Source organism: Adonisia turfae CCMR0081, from assembly GCF_011009555.1.
In the GTDB taxonomy this organism is placed as follows: domain Bacteria; phylum Cyanobacteriota; class Cyanobacteriia; order Phormidesmidales; family Phormidesmidaceae; genus Leptothoe; species Leptothoe turfae.
Genome location: NZ_QXHD01000003.1, coordinates 353,809 through 368,368, shown reverse-complemented (window position 1 = coordinate 368,368; position 14,560 = coordinate 353,809). Strand labels below are relative to the sequence as shown.

The following is a 14,560-nucleotide window of genomic DNA, read 5'->3' as shown; positions in this document are numbered from 1 at the left end:
CTATCGGATAGGGGCACGCTGTGCACAACTCGATTGCTAGCTCCAGGACACAGACACCTGTTCTTAAGTCGGAATTTGGAATTGCTGATGACACGTGATGATGCAGATTATCACTACACTCCTCAACAACATCTGAGTCAGTATGTTGTTGAGGAGTATGATGCTGGAAACTGCGACGAGCATGAATCTCTTCTCCTAAATCAGGTGTAGAAGCGATTGGAAGAGGCTTAAGCATTTTGAGCCCAAATAGTCCGCGTAGGCCTAGCCTCTCAAACCAGGGCATACCCGTTCCAGTACGGATTTTGGCCATAAAATAGGCTTCGAATGCAGCCTTGACCCAGACGATCCAGGGGCCACGTACAGCATAGGAATATTTTCGTTTACCAGTCTTAGGATCAGGTAGGACGGGGGCAGCAATATAGGCAATGCCAGTATCGCCAAATTCAGCAAAGCAGAGAGCTTCTAAGGTAGGAACCTGGTGGGAAGATTGAATAGCGCCAAGGTCAACGGCAATATTGTGGGCTACGGCTGTCGCCATAGCTTCTGCCATTTGACCACTTTTGGGTAATCCAATGGGTATTTGGGTTTGATCGGGCTGCCGTAATTTAACACTGACCCCCGCCGCATAGATCGAGGGAAAGTCAGGATGGCGCTGGGTTGGCAAGATGGGAATAAAGCCTTTTTCATCGCCCAGACCCGGCACCGTTTTAATGAAATTAGACCCGTAAAAAGCCGGTAAAACCATGGCGTATTTGAAAGGTAGCTGACGACCGCTGGCCACGGTTATGTGCCTGTTATCTACGGCTGTGATGGCAGTATTCTCAAGACAGTTAATGCCACGTTTTTGCATCAGGTCTGCTGTCAACTCTCTGGCATGTTTCACATTAGAGACCCCTAAATGTCCGACGTATGGCTCTGGCGTGACATAGGTGATGGAGACTTGTTCCCGTAATCCATGACGACGCAATTCATGGTCAGCCATGAGGGCAAACTCATAGGCTGGGCCAAAACAGCCTGCACCAGGTGCGGCTCCAACCACCAGGGGGCCAGGATCTTTGAGAAAATCAAGCCAGGCCTGACGTGCGCCCATAGCATGATCTGGAGTACACACAGACTGGGTATAGCCATCATGGGGACCTAGCCCAGGAATTTGATCAAAGGCCAGGGACGACCCGGTTGCGATCGCAAGGTAGTCATACGGAACAACAAGGTTATCTTCGACGGTAACAGTCTGCGTTTGCGGATTAAGATCTGTCACCTTACCAGGCACCCAATTTAAGCGATGACGTTTTGCTAAACGAGCAAGATCAAGCTGAACATGCTCTAGCGGCTTCAAGTTTAGGGCGACCGGAATCAGGCCTGGGATAAACGTAAACTTAGGCTCATTAGAGATTAACGTCACTGTATGTTTGTGGGGAAGTAAGTGACGTAACTCATAGGCTGCAGGCAGTCCAGCTAGACCTGCCCCAATGACAACAACATTTGCCATAGCTAAATTCAATCCTCTATCTTCAAAGTTGGCTCAACTAACTGCACAGCTTGCCCTCAACCACCGCACGAATTCACTGAGCAAGGGACGAGATACTACAGGGTAAAGAAGTTCTGACCTTAATTACTGATTAGTTATATGCTCATAATAATAGAAAAGTTAAAAAAAAGCTTGCACTTATTGAAAACATAGCTTGATGCAATAAATAGCTAGCTTTTGTGATACATATAAGCTTTGTTGTTAGCCGAATTCAGCCCATCTATTGAAATACTTGAGATAAATAAAAAGCTGCTAGATACGGTTTGACTGTGCCGTATGCAAGTAGCCAAAGTAGGATGGTTAGCATAGGTCCTGGGCTTGGGACTGAGGCCGATCATGAAAAATAATCTAACCATATTAATTCTGGGAGGATATGGAAGAACAGGAAAACTGTTTTGTCGCCATCTCCTCCAAGAAACCCACGTCAACATTATCGTTGCAGGTAGGAGGCTCAAAAAAGCCACAGAATTTGTCAATCAATTAAAAAAAGAATTTTCACCCCAACGAATTGCGGCTCGCTATGTCGATGCATCTGATGTAGCGAGTCTGCATAGCGCTCTCCATGATATTGATCTTCTGTTGGTGGCTGCTACTACCACACCATGGGCAAAGCAGATCGCAGAAGCAGCCGTTGCAACCCATACTGACTATTTAGATATCTACTTTCAACAAACTGTATATCCCATATTAGAAACTCTGCAACACCAGATAACGACGGCTGGATGCTGCTTTATTACCCAGGCGGGCTTTCATCCTGGACTACCAGCCACCGTTATTCGCCATGGGGCTGACTATTTTGATCAGTATGACAAAGCGATCGTCGCTTTTGTGATGAATACTCGGCTTGACAATTCTGAGTCTCTCTATGAGTTAGTAGATATGGTAGCCGATTATCGACCTGAAATTTATCAAAATGGTCAATGGAAAATTGGCACCTATCAAGACGCTATCAATATTGATTATGGGCCTGAGTTTGGTGTGCGCAGTAGCATGCCCATCGATATGGTAGAAATCAAATCTTTGCCAGAAAGTCTAGGGTTACAGGAAACGGGGATTTATACAACAGGATTTAATTGGTTTACAGACTACCTGATCTTTCCACTGATCATGTTTTCACAAGAGATCAAGAAAGGGTTTCTTAGGGGGTTTTGGGCAAAGATACTAGCCTTTGGAATTAATACATTTTCCCATCCCACAGAGGGCGTTGTTTTTTTGCTAAAAGCTGAAGGCAAAAAGGACGGACACCTTCAACAAATTGATATTATTTCTGAACATGACAGTGCCTATGAGTTTACGGTAATTCCAGTAATTGCCTGTTTGCATCAATATCTTGACGGTTCGATCCGTAAAACAGGCCTGTGGATGATGGGACACCTTGTGGACCCTGGTAGATTATTGAATGATATGGAAAAGATGAACACTAGGCTGCAAATATGCATCAGCTATAGAGATACTGACTTGAGCAATTAATATATTCTTGCTATTGGCAACCAGGTAAACGTTGCTCAGCTCTTTATGTCTATGCTGTTTACTTGATTAAGCGGCCACTTCATTTGTTGAGGTGGCAGGTCACCGACAACCTGTAGTGTGATAGCGATTCTGTTTTATAAACTTAAAGAACAATTAATTGAGTTGGTGCTTTGTCACCCGAACCTGTAGCAAGACAATTACTGCTCACTTCTCAGAGTAATGAGTAGTATCATTGTCATTAATGGCATTGGCAATGATAGGACCTACATATAGAGTCACTGCATCATGCAACTAATTGAGGATAAGTTTTTTTATGCAGCACATACCAGACATGTTATGGTGGTTCATCCATCAGGTCCTTATGGTGATATGCCAAACGAAGGCTATCATGCACGGGATGTTCAAGGGTTTGCCTGGTACCCAAATTGTGTGACCTTTGACCTTGCCAATGGTGACAGCTGGCTGACGGTTTACCATTCCCAGAAGTTAGAGATACAGCCTGAGACCACTCGGGCTATTCTTGTTCCTTTTAACGTACCTGGGGATGGCTATATTGAAATAACTGGAAATTTCGATGTCACTAGACTAGATATACCCACTGGACAATACCAACTCTTATTTGAACTCAGGCTATTAACCGAAGATGAAATCTTTACAACTGAGAAGTATTCCAACTTTAGACCGCAGCAAGCAGATAAAGACTTTTTAGAACCACCTGAGCTGTGCACACTGACATTTACCCCAACTGCTGAAAGAATAGAACCAAAACTCTTGCGATTTACACCCTGGCATATTCCTAGGGAATTTCGCAAACAAGTTGAAAAGGGATTGATTTCTCTTGAGTCTTTGGTTCCTGAAACCTTAATTATGTTTGATAATTTACTATAGGACAAACTTTATTAGGTAGTTGACTGAGATAATCTCACCTCACTACCAACGGTTGTATTTATTCGGCATTAAACCGAGGCAACATTCATCGAGTATGTTAAATCAGTTCAAACCCACCCAATGCTTGGATAGAAATGACTTCAATCTCAAGTTACGTCGAAGGTCTAATCGAAGACTTGATTACTAAAGGTGCTATAAAAACTATAGCTATCGAAGCCGCATTTCGATCTGTTCAAAGGCATTTATTGCTAGAGAGCTTTCAACTTTCTAGGGCTAACAAGCAAGAACTAGTCATTGTAAGCGACAAAATGGAGCAGGAGATATGGAGAACTATTTACTCTGATAGCTCTCTTGTTACTCGTTTTAAGCAAACTGCCGCATCAAGCTCATCATCTGAACCATCACTGATGGCCCGAATGCTAGAGCAGCTTGAGCTACGACCAGGGTTAAATATCTTAGAAATTGGTCTAGGAACAGGATACAACGCTGCTTTATTGGCTGAGATAGTAGGTGCTCAAAGTCTTGTAACCTCTCTGGATATCCAGGCTGATGTAGTTGAGCAAACCCATCGGCTATTGAAAAAAGCTGGATATTCAGAGATAGGAGTAGTGTGCTGCGACGGTTTGAAGGGATTCTCACCAAAAGCCCCGTACGATAGGATTATAGCAACTGTTGGTTGCATGGATTTATCCCCCTACTGGATAGATCAGCTTGATACAGTAGGGCTAATCCTATTCCCGCTTCACCATGCAGGGTGGACACCTTTGCTTAAAGTCAACAAGAGTGAAGAAAACCTGATAACCGGATCAATAGTGGGTATTTCAGGCTTTATGCCTATTGATACCGTTGATAGTAAAGTAAAGATTTGGCCTTGTCGCCCAGACATACAACCGGTACTTACGCAGATGGAAAGGCTCCCTCTGTTTGATGACCTAGAAGAGCTCCACTCATCCAAATCGTTGGTATGGGCTTCTTTCCCCAAAGATTTTTACTATTTTTTATCAATAAAAGACTTGCGCGCATTTTTTAAATGTAAACCACCTGGATACGGTCTATACGATAATTCCAGCGGAATTGTTTTTATCAGTCCAAGCAATAAATGCACTTTCTTGTCTGGGGACATGGGTTTATACAATGCATTGAAAAGCATTTATAGGGAATGGAAGAACATAAAAATGCCTGCCATGGGCGACTATAATATTTCTTTTGTCCCAATATCTCAGAAAAAAAGAAATAATAATTACGTTTCTTTGATAAGACGATCTTTTTTCGATCAGGTAATCAGTATACGGTAAAGGGGGAATTATCGATTGCACTGGCTAAAGGACATAATTTCCAGAGAAAAAGAGCAACAGCACACATAAGAAAGGAAGGGCATACTTGTGTGCGTTATTATTGCTGTACTTGTAAACAAAGGTTTCAAACCTGTGAGTAATGACGTGAGATAATACCACGGGTAAAAAGAATAAAGGGAATAAAGCAAACTGTACCCATGGTGGCGACAACGACAATATCAGCCACATTCAAAGAAGCTGTTGTTAAGAGAGGCTGCAAGCACATCACCATAAGCAAGGCAATGAATAGCAGACTTGCCTGGAAGAGCAGTCCCAGTCCTGTCATATAGCCCAGCGTTTGACGCCGCCACAGTGAAATACCACCGATAATCCAAGCTGGAGTAATAATAAAATCAGCGATTAACACTGAAAATTCTGCTGTAGCAATTGGAGTTTGGCTAACGAGAGCATTTACCATAACCCCAATCACTCGCAAGAAAAACAACAACCCAAAACCCACTAAGGTAGAGCCACTGACCCTTTCCGGTACAACGCCGACCAGCTGTTGTTTAACAGTTGGTCCATCAATACTTGCAACCAGGTAGCCCAGCGTACCAGCGCTCAACACAACCAATATCAAACAGGGCAGGAATATGATGTTGAAAGGAAGGGCAAAAATATACGCAATATAGTTGTAAAGTACGAAGAAAATCGCACCTGGCCAAAATAATAGACCGACCAACTGGCCCTGTCGGGTGAGCCACATTGAGCCCAGTAATATCGGTATACCGAGACAAAGATTAACCACATCATTGGGCATAAATGCCTGAAACAGGTCATCGGCTGGATAGACAACCGTACCGTAGAGTACGCCCGTGATGGAGGTTATTGCCACCACCAGCGCAATGATCAGGGAAAGGATGTAGGCAAGCTTGAGGGGATACCTGATAGGTAACGTAATCTTATGTGTATGCTTACCCATGGCAATCCCTCTCAGATATGAGCATAGACAGCTACCAGATGCTGCCTAATGCTCAACTTAATTAAATAATCTGAGAAACCTGTGAGGCCATTAACGCCATTAATAGTCCTTAAGGGGCTGAACAAAAATAAAGACCCAGGTTGGGGCTGTAGATGGGTGGATGAGTGATGGGGTAATGGGGTGACTATTTAAGCGCAAGCACCTTAGCTATGGGTGTGGAGGAGTCATCGATGATTGATAGCTTTGCTATGGTGTGGGTCAATGACGTTGCTCAAGATAGCAACAGGAATCATAGGAATCATGGGTAACAAACAAATGAGCCACTGGTTCCAGGTCAACGGTGCTGTTTCGAAGAGTATATTCATCAGAGGCACCTGGCTAAAGACTAGCTGTAGTGCAACAGCTCCAATAATGCCTACGAGCAAGATCGGTGCATTGGTTACCGAATTAGAGCGACGACTAATGTAGTTGAACAGACTCACCCCCAGTTGGCTAATGCTCAATAGATAGATAATCCGAGCGGCAACTAAAGATTGAATCGCCATTGTTCGGGCCACCGCGATATCACCCGTCGTTGCTTTTGCCCACTCGAAAATACCAAAAATTAAAATCCAATTAAACAACGAAACGGTTAAAATTCGTCGTAATAATTTTTTGGTTAGCAACGGTTCCTTGGGATTGCGAGGCGGTTGCTGCATCAACCCGTTAGACTTTGGCTCAAAGGCCAGGGGCACGGTCATGGTGAGGGAATTGATCATATTCAGCCACAGCACCTGAAGCGAAAGAATAGGTAAATCCCTGGCCAGTAAGGCACTAATCAAAATGGTCATGGATTCACCGCCATTGACGGGTAGGAGAAATGCGATCGCTTTTCTCAGGTTTTGATAAACCGTGCGACCTTCTTCCACAGCCGCTTCAATTGAGGCAAAATTGTCGTCGGTCAGCAACATATCAGCGGCTTCTCGGGCCACTTCTGTACCTCCCTTGCCCATGGCAGTGCCAATATCCGCTTGCTTTAACGCTGGGGCATCATTGACACCATCACCCGTCATAGCGATGATTTCCCCCTTACGCTGTAGCGCTTCCACCAGCCGCAATTTTTGAGTGGGCGCAACCCTCGCAAAAACATCACCGTCATCAACCGCTTGGGTCAGCTGGCCATCGTCCATGGCAGCCAGTTGTTGCCCCTCATAGGCAATCACCTGCTTAGATTTCTGAATACCCATGCGTTGAGCAATCACACGGGCCGTGGCAATATGATCGCCAGTGATCATCTTGACCTGAATGCCAGCGGAGCGGCAGGCATGAATAGCTGCAATCGCCTCTGGTCGGGGCGGATCAATCATGCCCTGTAACCCTAGAAAAACTAACCCTGTATCGATGTCGTCATGATCGATGGCATGGTGATGTTCACCCACCTCTTTTTGAGCAAATGCCAACACCCGTAATCCATGTTCTGCCATGGAATCTACCGCTTGCTCAATTTCGGATAATGACAGCTGAATCCTGTTGCCATAGGCATCCATCATGTAGGAACAGCGAGCAAGAATAGCCTCGACTGAGCCTTTGACATAAATGACTCGGGGATGGGCATCGTGTAGCGTTGCCATGTACTGATACTGAGACTCAAACGGAATTGAATCTAACCGAGGTTTTATGGCCGCTAACCCAGATTGACTCAATTCGGCTTTAGCTGCAGCTGTGACCAATGCCCCCTCAGTGGGATCCCCCACCACTGACCAGGTGTCATCTTTCATTTGCTGTAAACGTGCATCATTACAAAGCACACCAGCCGTGAGACAGCTCTCTAAGGCAACTGGCACGCCAGTCTCAAATGGGCTGACCGTACCGTGATCAGTCTCTATGGTAATGTCCCCCTTGGGACTGTAGCCTGTGCCAGTCACCTGATAAAACTTACCAGCATAAATTGACTGGACCGTCATCTGATTTTCTGTCAGCGTGCCGGTCTTATCAGAACAAATCACCGTTGCTCCACCCAGGGCTTCAACAGCGGGCAGCTTACGGATAATGGCATGACGGCGAGCCATGCGGTTTACACCAATGGCCAGGGTAATGGTTACTACTGCGGGCAAGCCCTCCGGAATCGCACTCACCGCTAGGGCCACCGCCGCTTCAAACATATATTCCCAGGACTCTCCTTGCCCCAGACCAATGGCAAACGTCAGGGTTGCCAGGGTCAAAATGCCATAGAGCAACAGACGACTAAATTTTGCAAATTTTCGCGTTAGGGGCGTACTCAGGTTGACCCGCTGCTCCATGGATTGGGAAATTTTGCCAACCTCGGTCGCATCTGCTGTGGCAACAACAATGCCTGTACCCTGACCAAAGGTAACAAAACTGCCAGCGTAGGCCATATTTATCCGTTCTGCCAACAGTGTATTATCCCCTAACGGCTGAATAGCTTTGCTCACGGGGACAGACTCCCCTGTGAGAGCTGACTCATCCACCTGTAGATTACGCGTCTTGAGCAATCTTAAGTCTGCCGGAACTTTATCTCCTGATGTCAGCAAAACGATGTCTCCGGGCACCAAATCCTGAGATGGCACTTGCAACATTTGCCCCTCTCGGATAACCGTTGCTTCTGTGGTCACAGCCTTTGCCAAGGAGGCAATTGCCCCTTCTGCTTTAGCTTCTTGAATATAGCCAATGATGGCATTAAGGACGGTTACGCCCCAAATAACGGCGGCGTTAGTCCAAGACCCTAAAGATGCTTTAACTGCGCCTGCAATCAACAGAATATAGAGGAGTGGTTGATGAAACTGTAGGAGAAATCTCAACCAGGCCGGTTTTCCTGGTTTAACAGGCAGCTCATTCCAACCATAAATCTCGTAGCGCCTGGCAACCTCTTCTGCTGTCAACCCCTGAGTCAGGTCACTATCCAATCGCTTGATGGCCTCATGAACAGAAAGTTCATGACTGGAACGAGATTTCAGCTGAGATTGCACCATAACGTTTAAAGATTTACCCGAAGATTCTCTATGAGCTGATGCTAACAAGGCAAAATAAGGATACTCTCATCTGCCTACACCCGCATGGGTTGATGCTAGCAAAACAGAATCTTGATGTTTACGATCACACATAGAAGATGTACATCGTAATAATAGGGATTTTTAGGCTTAATAGCTTGCTAATGGATGTGTGATTGATTAGCATCTGCATTAGAGTTTTTTAATGACAACAACATGTTGTTATAGATAAAAATCTATAGTCTTTAGTCTTTGATACACTCAAGTCTATTAAGATTAATTTAAATATAGGAGTTATGCATTGACAAAAGTTCATCACTAGCGCTGAACAAATGTGGTTTCTGTTGTGTACTTTAGAATAAACTGACGGATGACGGGTATAAACAACTGTCTCGATATCTCATAATAGTTTTCAATCACCCCGACGCACGATACGCATTAACACTTGGACAGGCATCGTCCTAATACTTATTGCTTTGCTATCTTAATTCTGACGGTGTGATTTTTTGCAATGCAGGTTTTAGGCTTTCGAAGATTAGCGATATTTACACTGGTATTTGTTTTGCAAGGATGCATAAACAGGTCGGTGGTGGCACTCACAAATGATCCTTTGCTTCCCTCCCCCCTAGCAAATAGAGGAAAGCAAAACACTCAGATGACGTCCCTAGTTGTTGAAGAAGGGGCGAGGTTCCCCGGTAGATTTGAGAGATTTACTCCCGATGGCCAAGGTCTAGTCACCTATGACTTTGATAGCAACCAGACTCGCATATTCAACCTAGATGGCACAGAGCGGATGGCCTTTACAGACACCAGTATCGGGTTTGCTCCTGAGGGACAAATCATGGCATTGATGTCACCAGGAAGTTTGAGGGCATCTTCAGATGTAGACTACACCACTCGATTAATGACTCTGAATGGAGTAGAGATTGCTCAGCTTCAAGGGGCCACCACCACGTTTATCCCTAATGAGCAACTGCTCGTAATCCATGATATCCCCAACGACATTTCCCGTTTGGTCACCTTTGAAGGCCATGAAATTGCCACATTGAGAGGGCGCTACTTCGGCGAATCTCTAACACAGCAAGATTTAGTCACCTATTCCAAAACTGAAGGTCGATATTATCTATACGACATGGATGGACAAGAAATCGCTTCTTTCCCAGGTGACATTGAAGGCTGGCAAGCAATGCCAGGTGGACAACAAGTCCTTGTTTTCGGAAATGGACAAACACGCCTGTTTCGCTATGACGGAGTGGAATTAGCAACATATTCAGGGTATGGTACTGGGGCTCTACCTGACGGTCAGGGAATTTTCATTTCTTCTACAGAAGTAAACACCTCTCGTTTGCTTGGTCTTGATTGCAAAGAAATAGCATCATATGTAGGTACCTTTCCTACATTGACTCCTAATAATCAGCGAATCATAACGCGATCATTTGAGAGTGCCGAAACTCGAATATACACTCTCAACAATGCTGAGGTAGCAGTTCTACCCGGCCTATTCAGAGAGTTTACACCGAATGGAGCAGGGGTGGTCATAACTAACCATGACGTGCAAACAACAACTCTGTACACATTAGATGGAACTGAAATCGCGACTTATACTGGCGAATTTAGACAGTTTTGGCCTGAGTACAACAGTGTTATCACATCCACTTCTCAACTCACCGATTCATCTCCTTACCCAACAATCTATACCCATATATATAGTCTTAACGGCGAAGAGCTTGCTGTATTGCCTGGTAGTTTTGGGGGGATATCACCGCATGGAGACACCATTACGGTTTCTCCTAATAACGTCTCTCGTACTGATTTATATGAAGCCCGTGTAGACAATTAAGCGACATGCATTGGGCTAATAAAAGACATAGCCCCTACGAGGCTTAACGCTGCATCGCTCTGATGAGAGCCGGTCTTGGTTTTAATCGTTCTAAATAGGCCGCAATATTGCTGTGTTGGTCGGATAACAGATCGAGCATGTTGATGGCCAGTAAACTGACGGACACCATAATATCGGCCCCTGTAAATGAATCACCAACAATATAGGACTGGTTAACTAGCTCATGATCAACACATGCGATCGCAATATCCAATTCCTCTTTCATGGCAGCTACAACAGTTGGTGCAGTCTTTTCAAACCGACGAATAGCATTGATATAGGGATTCAGGGTACCTTCTGGAAAATGCATCCACTGCAAAAAGTTAGCCCGTAGAGGAGCCCCTTTGGTAGGAGCGAGATGACCGCCACCGTAGCATTCAAGTAAATACTCAATAATCGCCCCTGACTCACCCATGGTAATGGCACCATCTTCTAGGGTGGGAAATCGTCCGGTTGGGGTGTCCTGGGCAAAAATCTTACCGTCCTCGGGTAGCTTCAGCTCCACCGGTTCCAACACATAGCTCAACCCAAGTTCTTCCAACAGCCACAGCACCCGCAAAGAGCGCGTCATCGGATTGTGATAAAGCTTGATCATACTGCTCCCATCATCTATTCAAGAATGTCTGTACACAAAAGCTCGGCCACCAAGAACCAAAAACCAAGAACCAAGAACCAAAAACCAAGAACTCACATCACTGCACCATTTCAATATCCACCGTCAAAATCTCCAGCTGAGCTTGTAATTCTGGAGAAAGTTCTGCCTGATAGCGTCCACCAAGATGGTTGGCAAAAAAGCGCTCCAGGGCAGCGGTCGTGGCAAATATATTATCTTCTTGACGAAAGCCATGGCCTTCATCCAGGGCCACCAAATATTCCACCGGGCGGTTACGCTCTCGCAACGCAGCAACAATTTGATCCGACTCAGCTTTGGGAACCCGTGGATCGTTAGCACCTTGCACAACCAATAGCGGTGCCTGAATTTGATCGGCTGCAAATAACGGGGATTGGGCCATGAGACGGTTGCGATCGCGAGGATCATCCGGATTGCCAACCCGTAAGCTTAAGCTATCCCGAATCGGCACCCAGTAGGGTGGTATTTCCTGCATCAAGGTAATCAAGTTTGAGGGACCCGACAGAGAAGCCCCAGCCGCATAAAGCTCAGGTGTAAAGGCTAGTCCGGCCAGGGTCGCATACCCCCCATAGGAGAACCCTGTAATGCCGATACGTTCTGGATCAGCAATACCTTGGTCAATCAGGTACTGTACTCCATCGGTGACATCGTGCTGCATCACCCCTTTGCCCCAGGCCTGATTACCCGCATTGAGAAACGCCTTGCCATAGCCAGCTGACCCCCGAAAATTAGGCTGTAGTACAGCATAGCCACGGTTAGCAAAAAACTGCCCCAAGGGACTATACCCCCAGGTATCCCTGCCCCAGGGGCCACCATGGGGAAAAACAATCACAGGCAGATTTTCTGGGGTGATCCCTTGGGGGAGCGTCAGATAGGCCGGAATCTCGACGCCATCGCGGGCAAGGTAACGAATAGGGTCTACAGTCGCCAGATATTCACTCGGTAGCTCTGGCCAAGCATCATAGAGTTTTTCAAGGGTTTGGGTGCGGCGATCATAGAGATACATCGCACCAGGATTAACATCACTTTGCACCCCAACGAGGGCCAGTTGGTCGTCTCGCGTCACAGAATCAAGAGAGAGCGTCACACCGGGGAGCTGCTGTTGAAGAAAAGCAAAATCAGTCGCCCAGGTCTCATCTTTTGCATAAATGCGACGGCGATCGCCCACATAGTAGGTGGCAATCAACTCATGGGTCACATTGGAAAATAACGCCCCCTCAAAATCCACCTGATTTTCCGGATCAGTCTCCACCAATCGACTTTGCCCCGTCTCCAAATCAAGCAGTTCTAATTGAGTCAAATCTGTATCTCGATTGGTTTTCAGATATATCTGCTGACCGTTAGGATGAAATTGCACTGGAGCACAGGTTTCCTCCAATGCACACCTATAAATGGGTTGAAAATTGCCATTCTCAACCTTGAGAAGTTCGTTACCCCCTGCTAAAGATTGACGATGGGCCAACCGCACAGTCCCCCTCTGGTCAACAGTCCAATCAGCAATAGTCTCGTCATTTTGGATAATTAACGAACGCTCTCCTGTCGTCAAGTTGAGACGATAAACATCGTAAAACTTTGGATCGCGGTCGTTAAGCCCAATAACAATTTCATTGGGCGTCTGCTGGGGAATGCCATAGAGCTGTACCGTGGCATTATCCACCGGCGTTAAATTTCTAGTAACAGGCGTCTCACCCAGGGCTGTGCCGAGTTCTGCCCCATGGAGATGGAAATTCTCATTCCCCCCCTTATCTTGAATGTAGAGAATATAGCGACCATCGGCACTCCAAAAGTAAAAGAATATTGGGCTCTCTGTATCAGATGTGACCGGATACGCAGCAGAAAACGGCTCGTCAATGCCTTTAACCCAAACGTTCATGACACCGTTTAGCTGTTTTTGAAACGCCATAAAGTTGCCATCAGGAGAGAGTTGAGCTCCAATGATCTCAGGATCAGCTAAAAACAACTCACGATCCATCAGGGGAGGTAACGTTTTCTGATCGCTAACTGCTGAATGCGCCATCCTGATGCTTACCCCTGAATGCATCGGTGCTCCCCATGACCTGCTAACACTATTTCCCACCAGGCTAGCGGAGATCATCATCAGGCTGATGCTGAGGTGCAGTCGGTTCATGGGATTTACCACAAAAGTGGAACAGCGTTTGAAATTTAGCAGACTGCATCAACGCGTTTCCATATCGGAAAGTCATGGTGAAAAATGACGTTTGTCATCAGAGTTGTTATCAACCATGGGCGCAAGCTTACATTTAATAACCCCCAATGCCACAGGCACCGGAGGCTGTTTCGTTATAGTGAGCTGGCTATAGAATGAAGAAGCAGTATGTCTGCTCTCTATGTTTATACAATGGCCTAAATTCAGTTTTCGGACATAACTTCCATAACCATATTCATAGAATGCAGGAAAAATACCTGGAAAGAGATAAGCTTCAACCAACTGTGATAGACATCCTTTACTTTCGCATGACTCCGTGTATTTTCTGAGGCTCAAAGATAATTCGATTAGTCACTTTAAATGGGTATATCTATTAATTAGATAATATAATTAAAATTGGATAGCAAATTCCAACATGGTGGCCATGGGTGATCAAAATTTGAGCCTGACTCCTAACCAGGAAATTATTTTGTCAGCGCTGCGTTTGCGCCGACGCTATGGGTTAGAAATCATAGAGGCGATTGAAAACAGTGGCGGTAAGCAAATTGGGTTTAACTCGCTCTACCCCAATTTGAAAAAGCTTGAGCAGAAAGGCTTTGTCAAATCTGAATGGGGTGATGAACTGCCTGAGGAGCACACGGGGGCTCGGCGGAAGTATTACCGAATTACGGGCACAGGGGTGCAAGCGCTGGATGCAAAACGCCAGCAGTTAGAGAATGTAGCTCATTGGATTCCGGAGCCCAAGGGGGTATGA

General features: G+C 45.7%; 9 protein-coding genes and 1 pseudogene. 5 read left to right on the top strand and 5 right to left on the bottom strand.

Annotation, left to right across the window (positions count from 1 at the left end; genetic code table 11):
* Nucleotides 1–223: 223 nt before the first annotated feature.
* Nucleotides 224–1,489, bottom strand: a pseudogene (locus DXZ20_RS02330) (NAD(P)/FAD-dependent oxidoreductase); the annotation flags it as partial.
* Nucleotides 1,490–1,864: 375 nt separating this feature from the next.
* Here DXZ20_RS02330 and DXZ20_RS02325 point away from each other — a divergent pair.
* The 3 genes from DXZ20_RS02325 to DXZ20_RS02315 all read left to right on the top strand — a co-directional run bounded on the left by DXZ20_RS02325 (nucleotide 1,865) and on the right by DXZ20_RS02315 (nucleotide 5,181).
* Nucleotides 1,865–2,998, top strand: a complete 1,134-nt coding sequence (locus tag DXZ20_RS02325; protein WP_163696192.1) for a saccharopine dehydrogenase NADP-binding domain-containing protein — start codon at nucleotides 1,865–1,867, stop codon at nucleotides 2,996–2,998.
* A 285-nt stretch (nucleotides 2,999–3,283) separates the two neighbouring features.
* A complete protein-coding gene (gene comJ / locus DXZ20_RS02320) occupies nucleotides 3,284–3,886 on the top strand; it encodes a competence protein ComJ (RefSeq protein WP_163696190.1) in 603 nt (200 codons plus the stop codon).
* Between the two features lie 134 nt (nucleotides 3,887–4,020).
* Nucleotides 4,021–5,181, top strand: coding sequence for a methyltransferase domain-containing protein (locus DXZ20_RS02315; protein ID WP_163696188.1), 1,161 nt, complete (start codon nucleotides 4,021–4,023; stop codon nucleotides 5,179–5,181).
* Between the two features lie 124 nt (nucleotides 5,182–5,305).
* Here the strand turns inward: DXZ20_RS02315 and DXZ20_RS02310 are convergent, their stop codons facing one another.
* Together DXZ20_RS02310 and DXZ20_RS02305 are read right to left on the bottom strand one after the other, a co-directional pair.
* The gene (locus DXZ20_RS02310) at nucleotides 5,306–6,142 is read right to left on the bottom strand and encodes a hypothetical protein (protein WP_163696186.1); all 837 of its coding nucleotides are present in this window, start codon (nucleotides 6,140–6,142) and stop codon (nucleotides 5,306–5,308) included.
* A gap of 224 nt (nucleotides 6,143–6,366) precedes the next feature.
* Entirely contained in the window at nucleotides 6,367–9,111 is a 2,745-nt protein-coding gene (locus DXZ20_RS02305) for a cation-transporting P-type ATPase (RefSeq protein ID WP_163669499.1), read from the bottom strand.
* Nucleotides 9,112–9,784: 673 nt separating this feature from the next.
* On the opposite strand from DXZ20_RS02305, the gene DXZ20_RS02300 reads away from it, so the two are divergent.
* Nucleotides 9,785–10,969: a WD40 repeat domain-containing protein gene (locus tag DXZ20_RS02300; RefSeq protein ID WP_163696184.1), complete on the top strand. Its 1,185-nt coding sequence runs from the start codon at nucleotides 9,785–9,787 to the stop codon at nucleotides 10,967–10,969.
* 43 nt (nucleotides 10,970–11,012) lie between these two features.
* On the opposite strand, the gene DXZ20_RS02295 is transcribed toward DXZ20_RS02300, so the two are convergent.
* Nucleotides 11,013–11,603: a glutathione S-transferase family protein gene (locus DXZ20_RS02295; RefSeq protein WP_163696182.1), complete on the bottom strand. Its 591-nt coding sequence runs from the start codon at nucleotides 11,601–11,603 to the stop codon at nucleotides 11,013–11,015.
* 97 nt (nucleotides 11,604–11,700) lie between these two features.
* Nucleotides 11,701–13,767, bottom strand: a complete 2,067-nt coding sequence (locus tag DXZ20_RS02290; protein WP_163696181.1) for a S9 family peptidase — start codon at nucleotides 13,765–13,767, stop codon at nucleotides 11,701–11,703.
* Between the two features lie 463 nt (nucleotides 13,768–14,230).
* On the opposite strand from DXZ20_RS02290, the gene DXZ20_RS02285 reads away from it, so the two are divergent.
* Nucleotides 14,231–14,560 carry a PadR family transcriptional regulator gene (locus DXZ20_RS02285; RefSeq protein ID WP_163669492.1) on the top strand — a complete coding sequence of 110 codons (330 nt, stop codon included), beginning with the start codon at nucleotides 14,231–14,233 and terminating at the stop codon, nucleotides 14,558–14,560.